The 21,780-nt window shown below is 69.0% G+C and carries 25 protein-coding genes; 19 read left to right on the forward strand and 6 right to left on the reverse strand.

The window, feature by feature from the left end:
- The 16 genes from folP to QH470_RS07220 all read left to right on the forward strand — a co-directional run.
- A partial coding sequence (gene folP / locus QH470_RS07145; protein WP_280271477.1) for a dihydropteroate synthase occupies positions 1–825 on the forward strand: 825 nt, incomplete at its 5' end.
- A 19-nt stretch (positions 826–844) separates the two neighbouring features.
- Positions 845–1,204 (forward strand): dihydroneopterin aldolase, encoded by a 360-nt coding sequence (gene folB / locus QH470_RS07150; protein ID WP_425302628.1) that lies wholly within the window; start codon positions 845–847, stop codon positions 1,202–1,204.
- Positions 1,201–1,737, forward strand: coding sequence for a 2-amino-4-hydroxy-6-hydroxymethyldihydropteridine diphosphokinase (folK, locus tag QH470_RS07155; RefSeq protein ID WP_280271478.1), 537 nt, complete (start codon positions 1,201–1,203; stop codon positions 1,735–1,737). The genes folB and folK overlap by 4 nt, the downstream gene beginning before the upstream one ends.
- Positions 1,738–1,742: 5 nt before the next feature.
- Complete coding sequence (locus tag QH470_RS07160) at positions 1,743–2,213, forward strand: DUF3180 domain-containing protein (protein ID WP_280271479.1); 471 nt, start codon at positions 1,743–1,745, stop codon at positions 2,211–2,213.
- Between the two features lie 70 nt (positions 2,214–2,283).
- Positions 2,284–3,345: a DUF6779 domain-containing protein gene (locus QH470_RS07165; protein ID WP_280271480.1), complete on the forward strand. Its 1,062-nt coding sequence runs from the start codon at positions 2,284–2,286 to the stop codon at positions 3,343–3,345.
- A gap of 121 nt (positions 3,346–3,466) precedes the next feature.
- Positions 3,467–4,423: a Rossmann-like and DUF2520 domain-containing protein gene (locus tag QH470_RS07170; protein ID WP_280271481.1), complete on the forward strand. Its 957-nt coding sequence runs from the start codon at positions 3,467–3,469 to the stop codon at positions 4,421–4,423.
- Complete coding sequence (gene panC / locus QH470_RS07175; protein WP_280271482.1) at positions 4,420–5,382, forward strand: pantoate--beta-alanine ligase; 963 nt, start codon at positions 4,420–4,422, stop codon at positions 5,380–5,382. The genes QH470_RS07170 and panC overlap by 4 nt, the downstream gene beginning before the upstream one ends.
- A 14-nt stretch (positions 5,383–5,396) precedes the next feature.
- Entirely contained in the window at positions 5,397–5,816 is a 420-nt protein-coding gene (panD, locus tag QH470_RS07180) for an aspartate 1-decarboxylase (RefSeq protein ID WP_280271483.1), read from the forward strand.
- A gap of 12 nt (positions 5,817–5,828) precedes the next feature.
- The gene (locus QH470_RS07185) at positions 5,829–6,620 is read left to right on the forward strand and encodes a type III pantothenate kinase (RefSeq protein WP_280271484.1); all 792 of its coding nucleotides are present in this window, start codon (positions 5,829–5,831) and stop codon (positions 6,618–6,620) included.
- Positions 6,621–6,824: 204 nt separating this feature from the next.
- Positions 6,825–7,463: a cysteine dioxygenase gene (locus QH470_RS07190; RefSeq protein WP_280271485.1), complete on the forward strand. Its 639-nt coding sequence runs from the start codon at positions 6,825–6,827 to the stop codon at positions 7,461–7,463.
- Positions 7,460–7,915, forward strand: a complete 456-nt coding sequence (locus QH470_RS07195; protein WP_280271486.1) for a rhodanese-like domain-containing protein — start codon at positions 7,460–7,462, stop codon at positions 7,913–7,915. Before QH470_RS07190 ends, QH470_RS07195 begins: the two co-directional genes overlap by 4 nt.
- 147 nt (positions 7,916–8,062) lie before the next feature.
- On the forward strand, positions 8,063–9,529 hold the full coding sequence (gene lysS, locus QH470_RS07200; protein WP_280271487.1) for a lysine--tRNA ligase: 1,467 nt from the start codon (positions 8,063–8,065) through the stop codon (positions 9,527–9,529).
- Positions 9,530–9,644: 115 nt separating this feature from the next.
- The gene (locus tag QH470_RS07205) at positions 9,645–10,010 is read left to right on the forward strand and encodes a histone-like nucleoid-structuring protein Lsr2 (protein ID WP_187686333.1); all 366 of its coding nucleotides are present in this window, start codon (positions 9,645–9,647) and stop codon (positions 10,008–10,010) included.
- A 223-nt stretch (positions 10,011–10,233) separates the two neighbouring features.
- On the forward strand, positions 10,234–10,857 hold the full coding sequence (locus tag QH470_RS07210; protein ID WP_280271488.1) for an FHA domain-containing protein: 624 nt from the start codon (positions 10,234–10,236) through the stop codon (positions 10,855–10,857).
- 254 nt (positions 10,858–11,111) lie between these two features.
- On the forward strand, positions 11,112–13,655 hold the full coding sequence (locus tag QH470_RS07215; RefSeq protein WP_280271489.1) for an ATP-dependent Clp protease ATP-binding subunit: 2,544 nt from the start codon (positions 11,112–11,114) through the stop codon (positions 13,653–13,655).
- A 156-nt stretch (positions 13,656–13,811) separates the two neighbouring features.
- The gene (locus QH470_RS07220) at positions 13,812–14,594 is read left to right on the forward strand and encodes a phytanoyl-CoA dioxygenase family protein (protein ID WP_280271490.1); all 783 of its coding nucleotides are present in this window, start codon (positions 13,812–13,814) and stop codon (positions 14,592–14,594) included.
- A gap of 7 nt (positions 14,595–14,601) precedes the next feature.
- Here QH470_RS07220 and QH470_RS07225 read toward each other — a convergent pair whose 3' ends face one another.
- The 5 genes from QH470_RS07225 to QH470_RS07245 form a co-directional block, all read right to left on the reverse strand.
- Positions 14,602–15,396 carry an LLM class flavin-dependent oxidoreductase gene (locus tag QH470_RS07225; protein ID WP_280271491.1) on the reverse strand — a complete coding sequence of 265 codons (795 nt, stop codon included), beginning with the start codon at positions 15,394–15,396 and terminating at the stop codon, positions 14,602–14,604.
- Positions 15,397–15,490: 94 nt separating this feature from the next.
- Complete coding sequence (locus QH470_RS07230; protein ID WP_280271492.1) at positions 15,491–15,754, reverse strand: SHOCT domain-containing protein; 264 nt, start codon at positions 15,752–15,754, stop codon at positions 15,491–15,493.
- A gap of 90 nt (positions 15,755–15,844) precedes the next feature.
- A complete protein-coding gene (locus QH470_RS07235; RefSeq protein ID WP_280271493.1) occupies positions 15,845–16,306 on the reverse strand; it encodes a YfbM family protein in 462 nt (153 codons plus the stop codon).
- A gap of 94 nt (positions 16,307–16,400) precedes the next feature.
- Entirely contained in the window at positions 16,401–17,063 is a 663-nt protein-coding gene (locus QH470_RS07240) for a response regulator (RefSeq protein WP_280271494.1), read from the reverse strand.
- Between the two features lie 43 nt (positions 17,064–17,106).
- The gene (locus QH470_RS07245; protein WP_280271495.1) at positions 17,107–18,414 is read right to left on the reverse strand and encodes a sensor histidine kinase; all 1,308 of its coding nucleotides are present in this window, start codon (positions 18,412–18,414) and stop codon (positions 17,107–17,109) included.
- Between the two features lie 127 nt (positions 18,415–18,541).
- Here QH470_RS07245 and QH470_RS07250 point away from each other — a divergent pair, with 127 nt between their 5' ends.
- Both QH470_RS07250 and QH470_RS07255 read left to right on the forward strand, forming a co-directional pair.
- The gene (locus QH470_RS07250; RefSeq protein ID WP_280271496.1) at positions 18,542–19,531 is read left to right on the forward strand and encodes an ABC transporter ATP-binding protein; all 990 of its coding nucleotides are present in this window, start codon (positions 18,542–18,544) and stop codon (positions 19,529–19,531) included.
- Positions 19,528–20,376 (forward strand): ABC transporter permease subunit, encoded by an 849-nt coding sequence (locus QH470_RS07255; protein ID WP_280271497.1) that lies wholly within the window; start codon positions 19,528–19,530, stop codon positions 20,374–20,376. The genes QH470_RS07250 and QH470_RS07255 overlap by 4 nt, the downstream gene beginning before the upstream one ends.
- Positions 20,377–20,430: 54 nt before the next feature.
- On the opposite strand, the gene QH470_RS07260 is transcribed toward QH470_RS07255, so the two are convergent.
- Entirely contained in the window at positions 20,431–20,937 is a 507-nt protein-coding gene (locus QH470_RS07260; RefSeq protein WP_342228423.1) for a DUF4352 domain-containing protein, read from the reverse strand.
- A 169-nt stretch (positions 20,938–21,106) separates the two neighbouring features.
- Between QH470_RS07260 and QH470_RS07265 the strand changes: the two genes are divergently transcribed.
- Entirely contained in the window at positions 21,107–21,550 is a 444-nt protein-coding gene (locus QH470_RS07265; protein WP_280271498.1) for an OsmC family peroxiredoxin, read from the forward strand.
- Positions 21,551–21,780: the final 230 nt, after the last annotated feature.

Genomic DNA, 21,780 nt, shown 5'->3' on the forward strand with positions numbered 1-21,780 from the left:
GGTGGCCGCTATCTGCCCCCGGAACTGGCGGTCGCGCCCGGTGTTCGGCTGTGCGCGGCGGGCGCGTACATCATCGCCGTGGGCGGGGAATCGCCGCGACCCGGCGCGGTCCGCATCGATCCGCGGATCGAGGCGGACCGGGTGACGCCGGTGATCCGGGGCCTGGTCGAGGCCGGGGTGCCGACCAGCGTGGACACCATGCGAGCGAGCGTCGCGGAGGCGGCGATCGCGGCGGGCGTGTCGGTGGTCAACGATGTCTCGGGCGGGCGGGCCGACGCCGATATGGTGAAGGTGGTCGCGGCGGCCGGGGTGCCGTGGATCCTCATGCACTGGCGGGCCGGGGCGGACTACCGGCACACGGGCCCGGCCGAGCAGTACGGCGACGTGGTCGCCGAGGTGCTCGAGGAACTGTCGATCCAGGTGGATCTGGCGATGGCGGCGGGCGTGCACCCGAGTCGGCTGGTGCTCGATCCAGGTCTGGGTTTCGCCAAGAACGCCGGGCACGACTGGGCCCTGCTGGGCGCGCTGCCCGAACTCACCGCCCAGGGCCTGCCGGTGCTGATCGGCGCCTCCCGCAAGCGTTTTCTCGGCAGGCTGCTGGCCGACGGCGAGACGCCGCGTCCCCCCGCCGGCCGCGAGGTGGCGACGGCGACGGTCTCGGCGCTGGCGGCGTTGCACGGCGCCTGGGGTGTGCGAGTACACGACGTGCGAGCCTCCCTGGACGCGATCGCGGTGACCGACGCCTGGCGGCGAGCGGCCGAGGACCGGCGCCGCACGGGAGATAGAACAGAGCAGTCCGAGACGATCGACGGCACGAGGGAGTAATCCGCTGAGTACCGACCGCATCGAATTGCGCGGACTGCGCGCGTTCGGTCATCACGGCTGCTTCGACTTCGAGCGCCGCGACGGCCAGGAGTTCGTCGTCGACCTCACCCTCTGGCTGGACTTCGCCGCGGCCGCGGCCTCCGACGACCTCGACGCCACGGTCGACTACGGTGCGCTCGCCGGTCGCGCGGTGGCGATCGTGCAGGGCGAACCGCGCAATCTGATCGAGACGGTGGTCTCGGAGATCGCCGACGACATCATGGCCGATCCGCGCGTCGCCGCCGCGGAAGTGGTGCTGCACAAGCCTTCCGCCCCTATTCCGCACACCTTCGCCGACGTCCGGGTGGTCGCGACCCGCCGGCGCGAGGCGGCGGCATGACCCGCGCGGTGTTGTCCATCGGCTCGAATCTGGGCGACCGGCAGGCGCACCTGCGCAGCGTGGTCGACGCGTTCGCGCCGCAGCTGATCGCGGTGTCGTCGGTCTATACGACCGCGCCGTGGGGACCGGTGCCGCAAGACGACTACCTGAACGCCATTCTCGTGGTAGACGATTCTGACGCGACGCCGCGGGACTGGTTGGCCCGTGGTCAGGAATTGGAGCAGGCCGCGGGACGGGTACGCGAGGTGCGCTGGGGCGCACGGACTCTCGACGTCGACGTGGTCTGGTGCGGAGAGCGCCGGGACGGCGAGCTGCGACCGGTGCGCAGCGCCGATCCGGAATTGACGCTGCCGCACCCGCAGGCGCACAATCGCGCGTTCGTGCTGGCGCCCTGGCTGGAGGCGGATCCCGATGCGGTGCTCGAGGTGGACGGCGTGGCGCGGCCCGTGCGAGAACTGCTGGCGGAGTTGCCAGCCGCCGAACGAGACGGCGTGCGGCGCACCGACCTTCGACTCCGGCCGGTGATCTCGTGAACGTCATGAAACCGACCAAGCTGCTCGACCTGACCGCGAACGTGCTGATCGCCGCGGCCGTCGCCTGGGTCGCCACGCGCTGGGCGTATTCCAGTTTCCCGCCGATCAGCGTGATCGCGGGCGCCTCGCTGTATCCGGTGGCGGCGCTGGAGGCGGTGCTGGCCTTCATGATTCGGACGCGGGTGCACGATCAGCGCATCGGCGACGGCCCCAAGCACCTGCACCCGATCACCGCCGCGCGCGCGGTCGCGCTGGCCAAGGCCTCGGCGCAAGTGGGCTCCCTGGCCGCCGGAGTCTGGCTGGGTTTCCTCGTCTGGGTGTTCCCGCAGCGGTCGACGCTGCGCGCGGCGGCCGCGGACACCCCCGGCGCCGTCGTGGGATTGGTCGCGGGTGTGGCGCTGGTGGCGGCGGCACTGTGGCTGGAGTATTGCTGTCGCGCGCCGAGCGATCCGCCGGACGAACCGGCAACTTCATAGCAATCCTTCCGAAAGGAATCACCGGCCGGGCTTGCCGCCGGCGTCGGCCATCCGAGCTACCCTGACGGGCATGGTTTCGCCCGCCCGTAGCAGTACTTCCCGTCGATGGCGGGGAGTCGCGGGAAAATTCGTCGTCGGTGTATTGATTCTGCTCGGACTGATTGCCAGCGTTTTCCTGAGTTTCAGTGACAGCCTGCAACTGACCCGCATCGGACTGATCGCAGCCCTGTGGACTGGGGCGATCGGTGTCATGGTGGCCGGCAGGTACCGCCGGGAGTCGGCAGTGGACCGGGTCAAGATGCGTGACCTGCAAACGGTGTACGAGTTACAACTGCGGCGCGAGATTGCCGCACGGCACGAATACGAACTCGGTGTCGAATCCCGGGTCCGCGCGGAAGTCGGGGCCGAGGCCGCGGAAATGGCCGCGCTGCGGGCCGAGCTGGCTGTGCTGAGGGAAAGCCTGCAACGGCTGTTCGACGGTGACCTGCCGGTCGAGCGGCCCGCATTGCGCGCCGATGTGGTGCGAGTTCCGGAATTGCCCGCACGCTCGGCGAACGGTAGCTCGCCGGATACCGACACCTGGGATGCGTGGAGTGTGCCCGCCGTGCCGCGCGGTTCGGTGACGCCGGTCTTCGAGACCAGCCACCCCGAAGCGCCGCTGTTCGCCAGCCCGGACGACGATCCGGTGACCGCGGAGACCTCGATCGTCTCGGCCGAGCCCGGCCCGCGGTCACGCAATTCCTGGACCGCCTGGGAGCAGACCCCCGAGCCGAAGTCGTCCGACACCTGGACCGCCTGGTCGGAGACGCCCGAACCCGATCCCGAGGCAGCCGAGCCCGAGCCGGAACGGCCGAATTCGCAAGCCGATCCGGAACCGGTCAACGGTGCCGGGTCGGACGGCGCCGCGTCGGTGAACGGCGCTTCGTCGTCCGCCGTGCCGGAGACCAACGGCGCCGCGGTCGCACCGTCCGAAGAGGCCCGGCCACCGGCCAAGGCGCCCTCCGCCATCGGCACCGCGGGCACCCGCCGTCGCCGCCGCGCGGAGGCCGGGGACGGCGAGCGCAACGGCCACCAGTTGACGGTCGCCGAGATCATGGCCAACCTACGGTCGGAGCAGAACAGCTCGAACTGATCGGCGCTGGTGGGGAACATCACCGGCCCCGGCCCTGTCCGCGCGTCCCGGCCCGGCCTATCCTCGGAACCGATAACGTCCGGTACCCGCACGGCGGGACTGGAACGACTTCGAGAGGACAATGGTGACCTCTGAATCTGCACGGCCCGATGCGGGCCGGAGTGTCTCAGGGAGTGACCCGGCGCCCGCACGGCTGACGGTGGGAATCGTCTCGGCGGGACGCGTGGGCTCGGCGCTCGGCGCGGCATTGGAGCGCGCCGGGCACGTCGTATTCGGGGTGTCCGCGATCTCGGACGCCTCCCGGCAGCGCGCCCGCGCGGCGTTGCCCGATTCGCGGATCATGCCTGCCGAGGAGGTCGCTGCCCGCAGCGAACTGCTGGTCCTGGCGGTGCCCGACAGCGAGCTGGCCGGTCTGGTCGCCGGGCTCGCGGCGGCGCGGGTGGTGCGGCCCGGCACGATCGTCGCGCACACCTCGGGTGCGAACGGCATCGCGGTGCTGGCCCCGCTGACCGAACTCGGCGCCCGTCCGCTGGCCATCCATCCGGTCATGACGTTCACGGGCCACGACGAGGACACCACTCGGCTCGGCAACGCCTGCTTCGGCATCACCGCCGCCGACGAGGTCGGCTACGCCATCGCCCAGTCGCTGGTGATCGAGATGGGTGGCGAGCCGGTGCGGGTGCCCGAGGAGCATCGCACGCTCTACCACGCCGCTCTCGCGCACGGCAGCAATCATCTGGTCACTCTGATCGTCGACGCCGTGGCCGCCCTGCGCGCCGCCCTGGAGGGGCCCGGACTGCTCGGCCAGCAACTGGTCGACGATCAGCCCAACGGTCTGGCCGAGCGCATCCTGGCGCCGCTGGCCTCGGCCGCACTGGACAACGCCCTGCGGCGCGGGCAGTCGGCGCTGACCGGCCCGGTCGCGCGCGGCGACACGGCCGCGGTCGCCGCCCATCTCGCCGCCCTCACCGCGGTCGACCCCCGCCTGGCCGAGGGCTATCGCGCGCTGTCGCTGCGCACGGCCGAACGGGCGCGCACCGACCCCGCTCTGATCGATCTGCTGGAGGGCCCCCGATGACCGATACGACGCGGCTGCAGGCCCTGCGCGGCAGCTATCGGCCCGGCCAACTGACCGTGCTGCACGATCCGGCGACGCTGACCGCGGTGGCGGAGGCGCTGCGCTCGGTCGGGCGCAAGGTCGCGCTGGTGCCCACCATGGGCGCGCTGCACGAGGGCCATCTGCACCTGGTGCGGCAGGCCAAGCGGACCAACCAGGTCGTGATCGTGTCGATCTTCGTGAACCCTTTGCAGTTCGGCGTCGGCGAGGACCTCGACAAGTACCCGCGCACCCTCGACGCCGACGTGGAATTGCTGCGCGGCGAGGGCGTCGAGCTGGTCTTCGCGCCCAGCGCCGCCGAGATGTACCCGGACGGTCCGCGCACCTCGGTGCATCCGGGCCCGCTCGGCGCCGAGTTGGAGGGCGCCGCCCGCCCGACCCACTTCGCGGGCGTACTCACCGTCGTGGCGAAACTGCTGCAGATCGCGCGTCCGCACGAGGCGTTCTTCGGCGAGAAGGACTACCAACAGCTCGCCCTGATCCGACAATTGGTGCGGGACTTGAACTTCGGCGTGCGGATCGTGCCGGTCGCGACGGTCCGCGAGGCCGACGGTCTGGCCATGTCCTCGCGCAATCGGTACCTCGCGCCGGAACACCGCGAAGTGGCGACCACGCTGTCCGCGGCGCTGGCCGCCGGACGGCACGCCGGTGGGCTGGGTCCGGACGCGGTGCTCGCGGCGGCCCGCAGCGTCCTCGCCGGGGTACCCGACTTGGACGTGGACTACCTCGAACTACGCCGCGCAGACCTGACACCGCTCACCGAGCCCGGCCCGCCCGACTGGAGCGGCAACGCCCGCCTGCTGGTCGCGGCCCGCCTCGGCACGACCCGCCTCATCGACAACACGGCCGTCACCCTCCCGACGTCGCTGGACGGCCACCCCACGACCCCGAATGCCCAGCCTGCCCAGGCGAACTCGTAGGAAGGCCGACGACGATGTTGCGCACCATGATGAAGTCCAAGATCCACCGCGCCACGGTGACTCACGCCGACCTGCACTACGTCGGCTCGGTGACCGTCGACCCGGACCTGATGGACGCCGCCGATCTGCTCGAGGGCGAGCAGGTCTGCATCGTCGACATCGACAACGGCGCCCGGCTGGAGACCTATGTGATCGCGGGCGAGCGCGGGTCCGGCGTGATCGGAATCAACGGCGCCGCAGCGCATCTCGTGCATCCCGGCGATCTGGTGATCTTGATCGCCTACGGGATGATGGACGAGGCCGAACTGCGCGAGTACGCGCCGCGGGTGGTGTTCGTCGACGAACGCAACCGGCAGGTGGAGCTGGGTTCGGATCCGGCGCACGCCCCTGCCGGTTCGGGTCTGTCCTCGCCGCGCACGCTGACTCCGGCGTAGGAGACATCCGGGATGCTGCTGACCATCGATGTCCGCAACACCACCATCGAGATCGGCCTGTTCTCCGGCAGTGGCGAGCACGCGAAGATCGCGCAGACCTGGCGCATCCACACCAACCCGCTGCTCACCGCCGACGAATTCGCCATGCAGGTGCGCGGGCTGATCGGCGAGCAGGCCGAGCAGGTGGTCGGGGTGTCGGCGCTGTCGACGGTGCCGCCGGTACTGCGCGAACTGCGCGAGATGCTGAGCCGCTACTGGAGCCACGTCCCGCACGTGCTGGTGGAACCCGGTGTGCGCACGGGCATTCCGCTGCTGGTGGACAATCCGAAGGAGGTCGGCGCCGACCGCATCGTCAACTGCCTGGCCGCCTACCACCGCTTCGACGCCCCGGCCATCGTCGTCGACTTCGGCACCGCCATCTGCGTGGATCTGGTGTCGGCCAAGGGCGAGTTCCTCGGCGGCGTCATCGCTCCCGGCGTGGAGATCGCGACGGAGGCGATCGTGGAGCGCACCGCGCTGCGCCGTGCCGAGCTGGCTCGGCCGCGCTCGGTGGTGGGCAAGAACAGCATGGAGTGCATCCAGTCCGGCGCGGTGTTCGGCTTCGCGGGCCTGGTCGACGGCCTGATCGACCGCATCCGCGACGAACTCGACGCCTTCTCCGGCGACGACGTCGTGGTGGTCGCCACCGGACAGTCCGCGCCGCTGATCGTGCCCGAGTCCGAGACCATCGAACGCCACGAGCCGCACCTGACGCTGGAGGGTCTGCGGGTGGTCTTCGAACGAAATCTCCAGCGTCGGCGGTGAGAGCCCTTCGGAATGACGGGGATGGCGCGCCGGTGGTGTGGGGAATCCGACACCGCATTTGCCCGGTGGGAACCTGCTGCTAAACTTCCGGACGTGTCTTACCGCGTGACCACCCAGGAGTGTTGTCGAGGCTGATTCGCCTCGGCTGGTGTCGGGGCTTCGCATTCGCCCCCCTGCCATCCTCACTCTCCTGGAGTCTCGCTCATGCGGTCCTCTGCAGTTTCCTATTCCACCCGTGCCCGCTCGGTCGCGTCGCCCGTTGTCGCGCCCCGGCCCGCGGTGCGGCTCTCCGCCGACGTCACCGACCGGCCGATCGTCTCCGCGCTGCCCACCCGGCTGCGCCCGGCCGATCTGCTGCGGCTCACCGACGAGGGCGCCGAGGACGTGCTGGCCGGTCGCTTCGACCACCTGCTCCCCGCCGACGGCGAATGGCCCCGCGACAATCGCTGGGCCGTGCGGCTGCAGTCCGACGAGGAAGTCGACGTCTGGCTGATCAGCTGGGTGCCCGATCGCTCCACCGAACTGCACGACCACGCCGGTTCGCTGGGCGCGCTCACGGTCCTCAGCGGGGCGTTGTCGGAGTTCCGCTGGAACGGGCGGGAGTTACGCCGGCGCACGCTGACGGCGGGCGACCAGGCCTCGTTCCCGCTCGGCTGGGTACACGACGTGGTACGCGCGCCCGACGAATTGGCCGGGCCCGCCGAACCGTCGAATCCGACCCTGTCGGTGCACGCCTATTCACCACCGCTCACCGCCATGTCCTATTACGAGGTCACCGGTCACGGCACGCTGCGGCGCAGCCGGACGGTCCTCACCGACCAGCCCGAAGGCGAAGTAAAATGACCCAGCCGACGCACGGGAGCGCGCCGCGCAGCGGAATCGACCGCATGCTCGACCACGCGCGTTCGCAGTTGCAGCGGATCTACGCGTTCGAATTGCCCGAGGCCGTCGCCCGGGGCGCGTTGCTGGTCGACATCCGGCCGCAGGCGCAGCGGGTGAAGGAGGGCACGCTGCCGGGCGCGCTGGTGATCGAGCGAAATGTGCTGGAATGGCGGCTGGACCCGACCAGTTCCGCCCGGCTGGCGCTGGCCACCGATCATGACGTGGAATGGATCGTGGTCTGCTCGGAGGGCTACACCTCCAGCCTGGCCGCGGCCGCCCTGCAACAGCTGGGATTGCACCGCGCGACCGATCTGGTGGGCGGCTATCAGGCGCTGAAGGCGACGGGATTGGTGTCGGTCGCCGCGGGCGCCCCGCACATCGCCCGAGAGGTCGTCGCGGTCGCCTCGGTGTAATTGCCGCGGATTGGGGGCGAATTACGGCGCACGATAGGGTAGTGCGCTGTGAGCACCCCGAACAACCCTTCGTCCGGTAGCTCCGCGGGTTCGGTTCCTGCGGGGCAATCCCGTCCTGCCCCAGCGGAAGTCGACGTTCCGGAGCAGATGCGGATTCGCCGGGAGAAGCGGGAGCGGCTGCTCGCCGAGGGCGGTGAGGTCTATCCGGTAGCGGTGCCTCGCACGCACACCCTGGCGGAAATTCGGGCCGCCTATCCCGACCTGGCGGCCGATACCGCCACCGGTACGCAGGTGGGGGTGGCCGGGCGGGTCATATTCATGCGTAATACCGGCAAACTGTGTTTTGCGACGCTCCAGGAGGGCGACGGCACCAAGTTGCAGGCGATGATCAGCCTGAACGGTGTCGGAGCGGATGCGCTGGCGGCCTGGAAGGCCGATGTGGACCTCGGCGACTTCGTATTCGTGCACGGCGAGGTGATCTCTTCGCGTACCGGTGAATTGAGCGTTATGGCCGATTCCTGGTCGATAGCGGCCAAGTCGCTGCGACCCCTGCCGGTGGCACACAAGGAGATGGGCGAGGAGTCGCGGGTCCGGCAGCGGTATGTCGATCTGATCGTGCGGCCGGAGGCGCGGGAAATGGCGCGCACCCGGGTGAAGGTGGTGCGCGCACTGCGAAATGCATTGGAGCGCAGGGACTTTCTCGAGGTCGAGACGCCGATGCTGCAAACGCTGCACGGCGGCGCCGCCGCGCGTCCGTTCGTGACCCACTCCAATGCCCTCGATATGGACCTCTACCTGCGTATCGCGCCGGAGTTGTTCCTCAAACGCTGCGTCGTCGGCGGCATCGAGCGGGTCTTCGAGATCAACCGCAACTTCCGTAACGAGGGCGCCGACTCCACACATTCGCCGGAGTTCGCGATGCTGGAAACGTACGAGGCCTACGGCACCTATGACGATTCCGCGCGGATGGTCCGGGAATTGGTGCAGGAGGTGGCGCAGGAGGTCTTCGGAACCCAGGTCGTGACGCTGGCCGACGGCACCGAATACGACCTGAGTGGCGAGTGGAACACCGTGGAGATGTACCCCTCGCTGTCGGATGCGCTCGGTGTTGCGGTGACGCCCGAAACGACCGTGCCGGAATTGCTCGAGCTCGCCGACCGGGTGGGCCTGGAAATTCCGCCGAACAAGGGCTACGGCCACGGCAAACTCGTCGAGGAACTCTGGGAGCACACCTACGGTGACAAGCTGTACGCGCCGACTTTCGTGCGTGACTTCCCGGTGGAGACGTCCCCGTTGACGCGGCAGCATCGCAGCAAGCCGGGCGTGACCGAGAAGTGGGACCTGTATGTCCGCGGCTTCGAGTTGGCCACGGGTTATTCCGAACTGGTGGACCCGGTGATTCAGCGGGACCGCTTCATCGATCAGGCGAGATTGGCGGCGGCGGGTGACGACGAGGCCATGCGGCTGGATGAGGACTTCCTCGCGGCCATGGAACATGGTATGCCGCCGACAACGGGCACCGGTATGGGAATCGATCGGTTGCTGATGGCCTTGACTGGTCTGGGAATCCGGGAAACGATACTGTTCCCAATTGTGCGTCCGACAGCTCGCTGAGTCGTCGGATTCGAATGCCGAAGTCTCGTGTTGGAAATCTCGGAATTCGAGGTATTCTCAACTCGGGCATCGGCCTACTATGCGGGTCGCACGATTTCGAGAGGACGTTCATCTCATGGCAAAGAAGGTCACCGTTAGCCTGATCGACGATGTCGACGGTGAGTCCATCGCGGACGAGACCGTCGAGTTCGCGATCGACGGTGTGTCGTACGAGATCGACTTGTCCGCGGCAAATGCGGCAAAGCTGCGCGACGGGCTGGAGCAGTGGGTCACCAACGCACGCCGGGTGAGCGGACGGCGGCGGAGCAAGCCGGCGGGTGCGACGGCGGGTGCGACCAAGAGCAGGGTGTCGATGGACCGCGAGCAGAGCGCGGCAATTCGGGAATGGGCACGGCGCAAGGGCCACAAGGTCTCGGCGCGCGGGCGTATCTCGGCCGACATTACCGAGGCATACAACAAGGAAGTCGGCCGTACCAACTAGCCGACCCTCGGACTCGGCTACTCTTGTTGTTTTCATCGCTGCCGTCCGGAGGAATCGTGCGCCGTCCGGACGGCAGCGGTATTTTCATATCGTTTCCGCATAACCGATGGGCGGCGTTTGTCCTTCGATGCGCGCCGCATGATCTTGCTCGGGTGCGGGCGGCGCGGCACCATGGAAACGTGCGAACGACGCCGGCCGAGTGGAGAGTTGAGGGATCGGCGCAGTGACCGCATTTCACGAATCGTTCCTGCGATTCATCGATGAGACGGGCCGGCAGCAGGAGTTGGCGCTTTCTCCCGATCTCCAGCGCGTCACCATCGGCCGTTCGCAGCAGGCCGACCTGACCCTGTCCTGGGACGCCGAGGTGTCCCGGCTGCACGCGTCGGTGGAGTACCTGGGTGCGCACTGGACGATCGTGGACGACGGACTCTCCCGCAACGGCACGTTCGTCAACGGGGAGCGACTCGTCGGCCGCAGGCGGTTGTCGCCCGGTGATCGGATCCGGGTCGGCACCTCGCTGCTGTCGTTCCACGACTTCACCGGCGTCGCCGACGACGCCACCCGCACCTCCACCGGGTCGCTGCCCTCGCTGCGGTCGCTCACCGACACCCAGCGGTCGGTGCTGATCGCGCTGTGCCGCCCCTACAAGAACAACGCCGGCTTCGCGACGCCCGCGCCGAACCAGCAGATCGCCGATGAGCTGTTCCTGAGCGTGGACGCGATCAAGACCCACATGCGCACGTTGTTCTCGAAGTTCGGGGTCGAGGATCTGCCGCAGAATCAGAAGCGCGTGCGGCTGGCGATGCTGGCCATGCAGAGCGGCGTCATTTCCGAACGCGACCTCTGAGCAGGTCGCAGGGTGCTCGCCGCTGTTCGCTCTGGGCGTACGTCCTGCAGAAACGTTCCTGGCAGTGGTCGCGTTATGACTGAATGAGGCGCGCTGTCGCCGGTTCGCAATAGGGTGGACGGACGACGGCCGTGACCCCCGCCAACTAGAGTGGGAGGCGGGGGAGTGCAACCCCAGGGCTTCATGGCAGGCTGGCGATCGGTCGACTGAAGCGCCGGACAGCCGTAGTAAGCGGAGCAGGAAGTGAGGGAGCGATGTTCGAGAGGTTCACCGACCGCGCGCGGCGGGTCGTTGTCCTGGCCCAGGAAGAGGCCAGGATGCTCAACCACAACTACATCGGCACCGAGCACATCCTGCTGGGCCTGATCCACGAGGGTGAGGGTGTCGCGGCGAAGTCTCTGGAATCCCTGGGCATTTCGCTGGAGGGTGTGCGCAGCCAGGTCGAGGAGATCATCGGGCAGGGCCAGCAGGCGCCGTCCGGTCACATCCCCTTCACGCCCCGCGCCAAGAAGGTGCTGGAGCTGAGCCTGCGCGAGGCGCTGCAACTCGGCCACAACTACATCGGCACCGAGCACATCCTGCTCGGCCTGATCCGCGAGGGCGAGGGCGTCGCCGCCCAGGTCCTGGTGAAGCTGGGCGCCGATCTGAACCGGGTGCGGCAGCAGGTCATCCAGCTGCTGTCCGGATACCAGGGCAAGGAGCCGGTGGAATCCGGCGCCCGCGGCGAGACCGGCACCCCCTCCACCTCCCTGGTGCTCGACCAGTTCGGCCGCAACCTGACGCAGGCCGCGCTGGAGGGCAAGCTGGACCCGGTCATCGGCCGCTCGAAGGAGATCGAGCGCGTCATGCAGGTGCTCAGCCGCCGCACCAAGAACAACCCGGTGCTGATCGGCGAGCCCGGTGTCGGTAAGACCGCCGTGGTCGAGGGCCTGGCGCAGGCCATCGTCAACGGCGAGGTCCCCGAGACGCTGAAGGACAAGCAGCTGTACACCCTCGACCTGGGTTCCCTGGTCGCGGGCAGCCGCTACCGCGGTGATTTCGAGGAGCGCCTGAAGAAGGTGCTCAAGGAGATCAACACCCGCGGCGACATCATCCTGTTCATCGACGAGCTGCACACGCTGGTCGGTGCGGGCGCCGCCGAGGGCGCGATCGACGCGGCCTCCATCCTCAAGCCGAAGCTGGCCCGCGGTGAGCTGCAGACCATCGGCGCCACCACCCTCGACGAGTACCGCAAGTACATCGAGAAGGACGCCGCGCTGGAGCGCCGCTTCCAGCCGGTCCAGGTGGGCGAGCCGACGGTCGAGCACACCATCAACATCCTCAAGGGCCTGCGCGACCGGTACGAGGCGCACCACCGGGTGTCCATCACCGACGGTGCCCTGGTCGCGGCCGCCACACTGGCCGACCGCTACATCAACGACCGGTTCCTGCCGGACAAGGCGATCGACCTGATCGACGAGGCCGGTGCGCGCATGCGCATCCGTCGCATGACCGCTCCGCCGGACCTGCGCGAGTTCGACGACAAGATCGCCGACGCCCGCCGGGAGAAGGAAAGCGCGATCGACGCGCAGGACTTCGAGAAGGCCGCTCGTCTCCGTGACAAGGAGAAGCAGCTCGTCGCCAAGCGCGCCGAGCGCGAGAAGCAGTGGCGTTCCGGCGATCTGGATGTCGTGGCCGAGGTCGACGACGAGCAGATCGCGGAGGTGCTGGCCAATTGGACCGGTATCCCGGTGTTCAAGCTCACCGAGGAGGAGACCACCCGTCTGCTCCGCATGGAGGACGAGCTGCACAAGCGGATCATCGGCCAGGAGGACGCGGTCAAGGCCGTGTCGAAGGCCATCCGCCGCACGCGTGCGGGTCTGAAGGACCCGAAGCGCCCGTCCGGTTCGTTCATCTTCGCCGGCCCGTCCGGTGTCGGTAAGACCGAGCTGTCCAAGGCGCTGGCGAACTTCCTGTTCGGCGACGACGACGCGCTCATCCAGATCGACATGGGCGAGTTCCACGACCGCTTCACCGCCTCGCGGCTGTTCGGCGCCCCTCCGGGCTACGTCGGCTACGAGGAGGGCGGCCAGCTCACCGAGAAGGTGCGCCGCAAGCCGTTCTCGGTCGTGCTGTTCGACGAGATCGAGAAGGCCCACCAGGAGATCTACAACACCCTGTTGCAGGTCCTGGAGGACGGCCGCCTCACCGACGGTCAGGGCCGCACGGTCGACTTCAAGAACACCGTGCTGATCTTCACCTCCAACTTGGGGACATCCGATATTTCCAAGGCCGTCGGCCTGGGCTTCACCCAGTCCAACAGCGAGGGCTCGAACTACGAGCGGATGAAGCTCAAGGTCAACGACGAGCTGAAGAAGCACTTCCGGCCCGAGTTCCTCAACCGCATCGACGACGTGATCGTCTTCCACCAGCTCACCACCGAGCAGATCGTGGAGATGGTGGATCTGATGATCAACCGCGTCGGCGTGCAGCTGAAGAACAAGGACATGGAGATGGAGCTGACCGACCGGGCCAAGAGCCTGCTCGCCAAGCGCGGCTTCGACCCGGTGCTCGGTGCGCGCCCGCTGCGTCGCACCATCCAGCGCGAGATCGAGGACCAGCTGTCGGAGAAGATCCTGTTCGGCGAGATCGGTGCCGGTCAGATCGTCTCGGTCGATGTCGAGGGCTGGGACGGCGAAGGCGCCGGCGAGGATGCCAAGTTCACCTTCACCGGGCGGGCCAAGCCGGCCAAGCCCGTGGAGGAGGACGAACAGCCGGTCGAGGTGCTGGCCGGCGAGGCCTCCGCTTCCGGAGAGTAAGAGGTCCGTTCGAGAGCCCCGCTGCCCAGGTTCGCCTGGGGCAGCGGGGCTTTCGCATGTCAGCATTCGCCCGGCGGCGCATCACCCGAAATTCGGTGGCGTGGCCGAGCCTGCTCGAGGCATCGTTTCCGAGGCCAACCGACGCGGAAGGAACGCATGCTCACCGAGGCGCAGATCGACAGTTTCATCGCGGACGGCTTCGTGCGGATCGAACAGGCGTTTCCGCGGGAGGTCGCGGACGCGGGCCGGGAAATCCTCTGGCGGGAGACCGGCTGCGATCCGGACGACCCGTCGACCTGGACGCAGCCGGTGATCCGGCTCGGCGACCACGCCGAGGAACCGTTCCGGCAGGCCGCGACCGCGCCGGCGCTGCGCGAGGCGTTCGACCAGCTGGTCGGGGCCGAACGTTGGTGGCCCCGAATCAGCGTGGGCACCTTCCCGATTCGATTCCCCAGCGAGTACCCGCCCGCCGACGACGGCTGGCACGTCGATGCCAGCTTCGCCGGGGATCCACCACCGGCCAACCCGCTGCAGTGGCGCGTCAACCTGTGGTCGAAGGGCCGGGCGCTGCTGATGCTGTTCCTGTTCTCCGATGTCGGGCCGGACGACGCCCCGACCCGTCTCCGCGTGGGTTCGCACCTGCGTCTGCCGCGGGCACTACAGCCGCTGGGCGAAGACGGTGCAGAGGTGATCGAGCTCGTCGACGTCTTCTCCTCGACCGACGACCTGCCGCAGGCGACGGCCACCGGCAACGCCGGAGACGTCTACCTGTGCCACCCGTTTCTCGTGCACGCCGCCCAGCCCAACCGAGTCGGCCGTCCGAAGTTCATGGCCCAGCCACCGCTGGTGCTTCGTGAACCGTGCGTGCTGGATCGGGCCGACGCGGCGTATTCGCCTGTAGAACAAGCGATTCTGCGCGGGTTGCGAGTCTCGGCCTGAGCTCGGCTCAGCGCAGGCGCTCCAGCACCGGGGCGAAGGCTCGGGCCAGGTCGCCCGGCACGATCAGTTCATCGATGCCGTACTTCTCGCGGCGAGAGTCCAGGATCTCCGCGGCCTCGCCGGGGTCGGCGGGGAGCAGTCCGGCCGCTCCCGCGGCACGCAGCTCGGCCGCGTCGGGGACCTTCCAGGCGCCCGGCCAGCGGGGCATCTCGTCGCCGATGCCGACCAGCTGGCTGGTGAAGGCGATCGGGCGGTCGGTATGGTCGCGTACTCGCGCCACCGTGTCGGCGAGATCCGCCTCGGTGGCGTGCGGTAGCAGGGCGACCAGGACTCGGTCGGCGATCTCGGCCGCGGCGGCCAACATCTTCGGTCCCGAGGCGGCGATCACCACCGCGGGCGCCGGGGTGACCTCGGCGCGTACCGCCGTCACCGTGGCGACCAGATGTGCGCGCCGCTGCGCGGCCGAGCCCCAGGACAGGCCGAGTCGTTCGGTCTCCGGCTGGGCGTCCGGGCGGCCGATGCCGATGCCCAGCTCGAACCGGCTGTCGGAGAGTAGTTGCAGCGCGGCGGTTTCCCGCACGGTACCGGCCACGGGGCGCAACGGGGCCGCGAGCACATTCGGGCGCAGGCGCAGCGTATCGGTGACTGCGGCGGCCGCCGCGAGGGCGGGGAACGGCGACGGGGTATTCAGGGTGTCGGGCAGCAACAGGGTGTGGTAACCCTGCTCCTCCGCGGTCCGCGCGGTCCGGACCCAGTCGGCCCCGGTCCGGGGGACCTGCATGGTGGCGAACTTCATGGTCATGTGAACCTCCGTATGTCGGAAAGCCTTCGGTGGCAGCGGTTGTGACCCCGGCGGCCGGGCGGGCCGCCGGGATCGGACGGGTAGCGGTGGATGGTCACCGCCGTGCGCGCCGGGTGCGGCGCAGGACCTCCAGCCGGGTCAGGTACTGGTCCTCGTCGATCTCGCCGCGCGCGAACGCCGAGCGCAGCGTGCCGATGCCGCGGTCGCGCCACCGGGCCCGCCGGGAGACGAACACGACCGCGATCACGGTGAGCCAGAACAGCACCGGGAAGATCCAGAAGAACGGCCAGGGGTGCGGGCCGCCGTCGTAGTGGTCGGCGAGGAAGGACATGGTCTCGGGAGAGGCGTAGATGTTCATGCCTCCCAGCCTCTTCCGTTCGCCGGCCGCGGGCATCGGCGCGCGGACGGTAACCGGCGTACGTATCGGTACGTATCCGCGCGCCCGGCGCTAACCGAACGACATGAGCGCTCCGGAGCCGTCGGTGGCGGCGAAGTCGAAGAACCGCACCAGGTGCTCGTAGTTCACGCGCAGGTAGTGCAGGGCCTCGTCGCCCCTCTGCCAGATGTTCGGGTAGACGTTCTGTGCCGTCATCTGTCCGGGATCGAAATGGCGGGCCAATCGGTCGAACGGGGTGCCCCGCAGCACCTTCGCGGTCTGCCGGACCAGTTCGGCGTCCCAGAGGCTGAGCGTGCCGTCGGAGTCGACGGATCGGCCGCCCAGGAACAGGTCTATGTCCAGTTCTGCGCTCTCGAACAGGTACCGTAAGCCGTCCCAGGCCTTGTCGAGATAGCCGTCCGGCTCGCCTCCGCGGTCCGGCTCCCACGGAAATTCCCGCATGCTCTCCGGGGCGGACTCGATCCGGGCCAACTCCGCGGGAGTCACCCGGGAAAACGACATCACCATGCCCATTACAGATCCCCCCAAATCGCTGTAGCAGCAGATGTTCCGAGTAAGACGGTAGACCGGGGGACCGACAAGATTCGCCGCCGAGCGGACCGGCTGCCTACTGCCATCCCGGACGGACGAGGCCCGACTCGTAGGCCATCACAACCAGCTGCGTGCGGTCCCTGGCGTTGAGCTTCAACAGGATTCGGCTCACATGGGTGCGGGCGGTGGCCGGGCTCATGAACAGCCGTGCGGCGATCTCGGCATTGGTGAGGCCCTCGGCGACCAGGGTCATCACCTCGCGTTCGCGCTCGGTGAGTTCGGTCAGCTCGGCCGTCGGGGCGGGTTTCGCGCGGGAGGCGAATTCGGCGACCAGCCGCCGGGTGACGCCGGGGGACAGCAGCGCGTCGCCGTCCGCCACCACCCGCACCGCCTTCACCAGGTCGGCGGGTTCGGTGTGCTTGACGAGGAAACCCGTTGCGCCGGAACGCATCGCCTCGAACACGTACTCGTCGAGCTCGAAGGTGGTGAGCACGACCACCTTCACCGCGGCCAGCGCGGGATCGCCCGCGATCTCACGAGTGGCGGCTAGCCCGTCGAGCACCGGCATCCGGATATCCATCAGCACCACATCGGGCCGCAACTCGCGGGTCATCCGGACGGCCTGCTGCCCGTTGTCCGCCTCCCCGGCCACCTCGATCCCGTCCTGCGCGTCCAGCAAGGCGACGAACCCGCCGCGCACCAGCGCCTGATCGTCGGCCACCAGCACTCGAATGCTCACCGTGTCTCCCGGCTCGAGGTGGACTGGTTCCTGCCGTCTGAAGTCATGTGTCGTCCCGGGGGTCGGTGTCGAGGCGGGGGATGGGGAGACGAGCGCGGACCAGGAAGCCGCCGTCGGGCTTCGGTGTCGCAGTCAGTTCACCACCCAGCACGTGGGCGCGTTCGATCATGCCGGGAATTCCGTTGCCGCCGTTGGCTTCCGGGGCGGCCGCGGTTCCGGAGGGGGTGCTCTCGGGCACCGGCAGCGGTCCTGCGGGCGGGCGATGGCCGGATTCCGGCGGCCCGGCGGCCGCGTGTGTGGACAGTTGTGGACAACTGGACGGTGGCGAGTTCTCGACGGACAACACCAGGGTGTCGGGTAAGAAGTCCACGGCGACAACGGCTTGCGCGGACGGCGCGTGGCGCAGCACATTGGTCAGCGACTCCTGCACGATGCGGGCGGCGGCGCCGTCGAGCACGGCGGGCAACCGCTGCGGCGTGCCGCGCACCTCGGTGCGGACGGTCAGCCCGGCGGCCCGTGCGGGGCCGAGCAGCGCGTCCAGATCGGTCACGCCGACGGCCGGACTGAACGGCGCCGCAACGGTTTGCGCGCCGGCGCGGATGGACCGCAGCAGGGTGTGCACCTCGCCGAGCGCATCGCGGCTGGCCTGTTTGATCGCGGTGAGCGCGGTCGCCGCCTGCTCGGGCTTGCGGTCCAGCAACTCCAGCGCGACCGAGGACTGCACATTGATCAGTGACAGGCTGTGCGCCAGCACGTCGTGCAGTTCGCGGGCGATCGCCAGTCGTTCCTCGGTCGCGCGCTGCTCCCGGCGGGCCAGTTCGCGGGCGCGTTCTGCCTGCTCGTTGGCGCGCGCGGCCTCGGCTCGCTGACGCCGCGCCACCAGCACCGCCCGCCGCTGCCGCAGACCCTCCGCCACCGCGATCAGCACGCTGAGCCACGCCAGCAGGCCGATCGCCTGCCAGCTGTTGGTCGAATGCCCGCGCAGCACGGGCACCGGCCACACCATCAGCAGATAGCCCACCGGCACGAACGGATAGGTGCGCCAGCGCGAGCCCCGGCTCGCCGCGGTGAGGAAGGCGATCACCAGGGACAGGAAGATCGGCCCGTACCCGTAGCCGACGAGCAGATACGTGGCCGTCACGGCCAGCACGCCGAGAAATACCGGCGTCGGGTGGATGCGGCGACCGATCAGCAGCAACGGCCCCGCCGACAGTAGGAGGACACCGAGCGCGTCGAGGCCGCGGTTCCCGCTCTGGTGCAGGTTGGCGAGGTTGCCCCCGACCAACTGCACCACGGCGACGACCAGCGCCACCACCACGTCCCGGCCGTTCGGCCGCGTCCTCGACTGCACACTCGCACGGTAGCCCCGCCCGCGGCCGAACGGGAGCCGCGCGCCGCGAATTACGTCTGGATACGTATGCCGGGTCGCGCTGCGCGGCGGATGTGTCGACCCAGGTCGCAGGCGGATTCTCGAAGGCATGAACGATTCGGTACACAACAGCGAGGGGCACGCCGCACCCGATCCGGCCGCGGCGGTGGTGGCCACCGAGGCGCTGACCAAGCGCTATGGCTCGCACACCGCCGTAGACGCCGTGCGCATGACGGTCAACGCCGGTGAGATCTACGGCTTCCTCGGCCCCAACGGCGCGGGCAAGACGACCACATTGCGGATGCTGGTCGGCTTGATCCGGCCGACCTCCGGCGCCGCGACCGTACTCGGCCGCCGGCCGGGGGACCCGGAGTCGCTGCGGCGCACCGGCGTTCTCATCGAGGGACCTGGCTTCTACCCGTACCTCTCCGGCCGGGACAACCTGCGGGTGCTCGCCCGCTACCGCGGGACCGCGAACGGAGACGGCTCCGGTCGCACCCGGAGCACCCGCGCCCTGCACGACGACGTGGAGCAGGTCTTGGCCCGGGTCGGCCTCACCGACCGGGCGGACGACAAGTTCCGCGCCTATTCCCTGGGGATGAAGCAGCGACTCGGTGTGGCCGCGGCCCTGCTGGGCCACCCGGACCTGCTCATTCTCGACGAACCCACCAACGGGCTCGACCCGGCCGGAATGGCCGAGATGCGCGAGCTCATCACCGGACTCGCCGCCGACGGGCACACCGTCGTGCTGTCGTCTCACCTGCTCAGCGAGGTGCAGGAGATTTGCGATCGCGTCGGCGTCATCTCGCGGGGCCGCCTGCTCACGGAGGCCACCGTGAGCGAACTGCGCGGTGCGGCAACGCTTTTCCTGCGAGCCGAGCCGGTGGAGCTGGCCTTCCCGGCCGTCCGCCGGGTGGTGGGTGATCGATCCGCGTTGCTGACCGCCGCCGGCATCAGAGTGGCTGCCGGTACGGCAACGGCACCGGTGGTGGCGCGCGCGGTGATCGAGGCGGGTGCGGACCTGCTGGAACTGCGCTCCGACGAAAAGTCGTTGGAGGAAGTCTTTTTCGAGATGACGAAACTGGAGACAGCGCGATGAACGACCTGATGGCCTGCACCAGAGCCGAATTCGCCCGGCTGCGCAAGTGGCCCGCGTTCTGGATCGTCCTGGGCACGTGGATTCTGCTGAATCTCGTGTTCGCCTACCTGTTCAACTATCTGGCCTACACCTCCGGCGACAGCACCCGGATGTCCAACGGCCAGCCCCGCGAGGTGCTGTTGCAGCTGATGCTCCCGGCCGCGGTGCCGGAGGTGTTCACCCAGGGCATGGCGATGTTCGGCGGTGCGCTGATGCTGGTGCTGGGCGCGCTGGTGGTCGGCAGCGGCTACGGCTGGGGCAGCTGGAAAACCGTTCTCACCCAAGGCCCTTCGCGGCTCAGCGTGGTCGGCGGAACGGTGGTGGCGCTGGTCGTCGTGGTGATCGGCCTGGTACTGGCCGCCTTCGGCATCGACACGGGCGTCGCGGCGGTGATCGGAAGCTTGCAGCACGGTTCGCTGGCGCTGCCTTCGGTGGGCCGTGCCGTGGCCGGAATCGCCACGGGCACAGCAATTCTGGGCATGTGGACCCTGGCGGGAGCCCTGATCGGCGCCGCTGCCCGAGGCCCCGCGCTGGCCGTCGGACTCGGCGTGGTCTGGGTCCTGGTCGTGGAGAACCTGCTCCGCGGCGTCGGCGCGATCTTCTCCCCGATCCGCGCGCTCACCGACCACCTCCCCGGCACGGCCGCAGGATCCCTGGCCGGAGCCATGCGCACGGTCCAGGGCGCCGCCACCCCCGGCGTCCTCGACACCCTCACCCGCCCCACCTCATTCCTGGTCCTCGCCGCCTACATCACAGCCTTCATCGCCACCATGGCCTACCTCATCCACCGCCGCGACATGTCCTGACCCCAACCCCCGTAGCCGCCGGTGCACCCCACCGGCGGCTACGCGCACGAGCGGCTATTTCAGCGAGGCCCGCACGCCGCCGGAGAAAGCGGAGTCATGCAGAATAATGTGATCAGGTACGGCATCCGCCGGGACGTCGAAAACGATCGTGACCGCCATTTGATTTCCTGGATTGATTTCGCTGGTGGTGGCCATCGAGTCGTTGACATTGGCTTCCGCCATGTAATCGTTGGCGAACTGACGGCCCTGCGCGTCCACGAGTTTTTGATTCTGACCGAAATAGGTCTGCGGTTTGTTGCCGATATTGGTGACCGTCGTGTGCACGAGCACGTAGGTGCCCTGCGCCTCCTTGCGGAGGTACGGGTTCGTCCCCACGGCCTGCCTTCCGGCCTCCACGTTGTTCACCACGAAAGCGAACTTCCCATCCCTGACCTCGGTACCGATCGCTGCCGGGTCGGTCTCCTGCTCGGCGACCGGGCCGGCGGGTTGACCAGCGGAAACGGCTACACTGCCGGACCGCGCAGGAGTCGTGGAAGCCTCGTCTTTTCCCAGTCCCGTCAGGCCTACGAGTCCCGCGCAGCCACATCATGCCGAGGTAGGGACCTAAGGCCTGCCGGGAAAGGTGCGGATCAGGGCCTGATGTATGCCGGAGGTGGCGAAGGGGTACAGGAGATCCCGCTGAGGCGGTAGGTTCGGCGGGACGGCACTCCACTCACGTGAAAGGACAGTGATGCCAACACGTACCGCGCGTACCGCTTGGACCGGAGGTTTGCAGGATGGCTCCGGACAGGTCGAGCTGGCGAGTTCCGGCGTCGGCAAGTTCGACGTGTCGTTCCCGAAGCGGACGGCCGACGCCGCCGACGGCACCACCAGCCCGGAGGAGCTGATCGCGGCCGCGCACTCGTCGTGCTACGCCATGGCGCTGTCGGGTCAGATCGGCAATGCCGGTGGGACCGTGCAGAGTCTGGACGTCAACGCCGATGTCACGCTGGGGCCGGATCCGGCGGGCGGGTTCCACATCAGCGCCATCAAGCTGACCGTGCGCGGCAAGGTCAGCGGGCTCGACGCCGCCGGTTTCCAGGCCGCGGCCGAGGGCGCCAAGGTCGGCTGCCCGATCAGCAAGGCGCTCGCCGGTGTCGGCACCATCGAGCTGGACGCCGCGCTGGAGTCCTGAGTTCGGCGGGGCGGGGGCGCGGCGGCCCCCCCCCCCCCCGCGGCGGCCCGGGGGGTGGGGGCCCCGCGATCGGGGAAAGTGGCGGAGGGCCCGCAGCGCGGGCGGCGCGGTGAACATGACGTGCACGTCGTGCTGGGCCACCAGCCGCCAGTAGGCGCCCGAGTCGGGGGTGCCGACCGGCTTGCCCTCGTAGAGCACGGTGGTGGCGCCGACCAGCAGCGGGGCGTAGA

It is taken from the genome of Nocardia wallacei, assembly GCF_029868745.1.
Taxonomy (GTDB): Bacteria; Actinomycetota; Actinomycetes; order Mycobacteriales; family Mycobacteriaceae; genus Nocardia; species Nocardia wallacei_B.

Excerpts from the sequence above, each read along its gene's own strand:
- QH470_RS07190 (WP_280271485.1), top strand. The coding sequence starts at position 6,825 with ATGCGGTCCTCTGCAGTTTCCTATTCCACCCGTGCCCGCTCGGTCGCG.
- QH470_RS07235 (WP_280271493.1), bottom strand. The coding sequence starts at position 16,306 with ATGGGCATGGTGATGTCGTTTTCCCGGGTGACTCCCGCGGAGTTGGCC.
- QH470_RS07160 (WP_280271479.1), top strand. The coding sequence starts at position 1,743 with ATGAAACCGACCAAGCTGCTCGACCTGACCGCGAACGTGCTGATCGCC.
- QH470_RS07205 (WP_187686333.1), top strand. The coding sequence starts at position 9,645 with ATGGCAAAGAAGGTCACCGTTAGCCTGATCGACGATGTCGACGGTGAG.
- QH470_RS07170 (WP_280271481.1), top strand. The coding sequence starts at position 3,467 with ATGGTGACCTCTGAATCTGCACGGCCCGATGCGGGCCGGAGTGTCTCA.
- QH470_RS07185 (WP_280271484.1), top strand. The coding sequence starts at position 5,829 with ATGCTGCTGACCATCGATGTCCGCAACACCACCATCGAGATCGGCCTG.
- QH470_RS07195 (WP_280271486.1), top strand. The coding sequence starts at position 7,460 with ATGACCCAGCCGACGCACGGGAGCGCGCCGCGCAGCGGAATCGACCGC.
- QH470_RS07225 (WP_280271491.1), bottom strand. The coding sequence starts at position 15,396 with ATGACCATGAAGTTCGCCACCATGCAGGTCCCCCGGACCGGGGCCGAC.
- folK (WP_280271478.1), top strand. The coding sequence starts at position 1,201 with ATGACCCGCGCGGTGTTGTCCATCGGCTCGAATCTGGGCGACCGGCAG.
- QH470_RS07250 (WP_280271496.1), top strand. The coding sequence starts at position 18,542 with ATGAACGATTCGGTACACAACAGCGAGGGGCACGCCGCACCCGATCCG.
- QH470_RS07165 (WP_280271480.1), top strand. The coding sequence starts at position 2,284 with ATGGTTTCGCCCGCCCGTAGCAGTACTTCCCGTCGATGGCGGGGAGTC.
- QH470_RS07230 (WP_280271492.1), bottom strand. The coding sequence starts at position 15,754 with ATGAACATCTACGCCTCTCCCGAGACCATGTCCTTCCTCGCCGACCAC.
- QH470_RS07220 (WP_280271490.1), top strand. The coding sequence starts at position 13,812 with ATGCTCACCGAGGCGCAGATCGACAGTTTCATCGCGGACGGCTTCGTG.
- panC (WP_280271482.1), top strand. The coding sequence starts at position 4,420 with ATGACCGATACGACGCGGCTGCAGGCCCTGCGCGGCAGCTATCGGCCC.
- panD (WP_280271483.1), top strand. The coding sequence starts at position 5,397 with ATGTTGCGCACCATGATGAAGTCCAAGATCCACCGCGCCACGGTGACT.
- lysS (WP_280271487.1), top strand. The coding sequence starts at position 8,063 with ATGCGGATTCGCCGGGAGAAGCGGGAGCGGCTGCTCGCCGAGGGCGGT.
- QH470_RS07255 (WP_280271497.1), top strand. The coding sequence starts at position 19,528 with ATGAACGACCTGATGGCCTGCACCAGAGCCGAATTCGCCCGGCTGCGC.
- QH470_RS07215 (WP_280271489.1), top strand. The coding sequence starts at position 11,112 with ATGTTCGAGAGGTTCACCGACCGCGCGCGGCGGGTCGTTGTCCTGGCC.
- QH470_RS07265 (WP_280271498.1), top strand. The coding sequence starts at position 21,107 with ATGCCAACACGTACCGCGCGTACCGCTTGGACCGGAGGTTTGCAGGAT.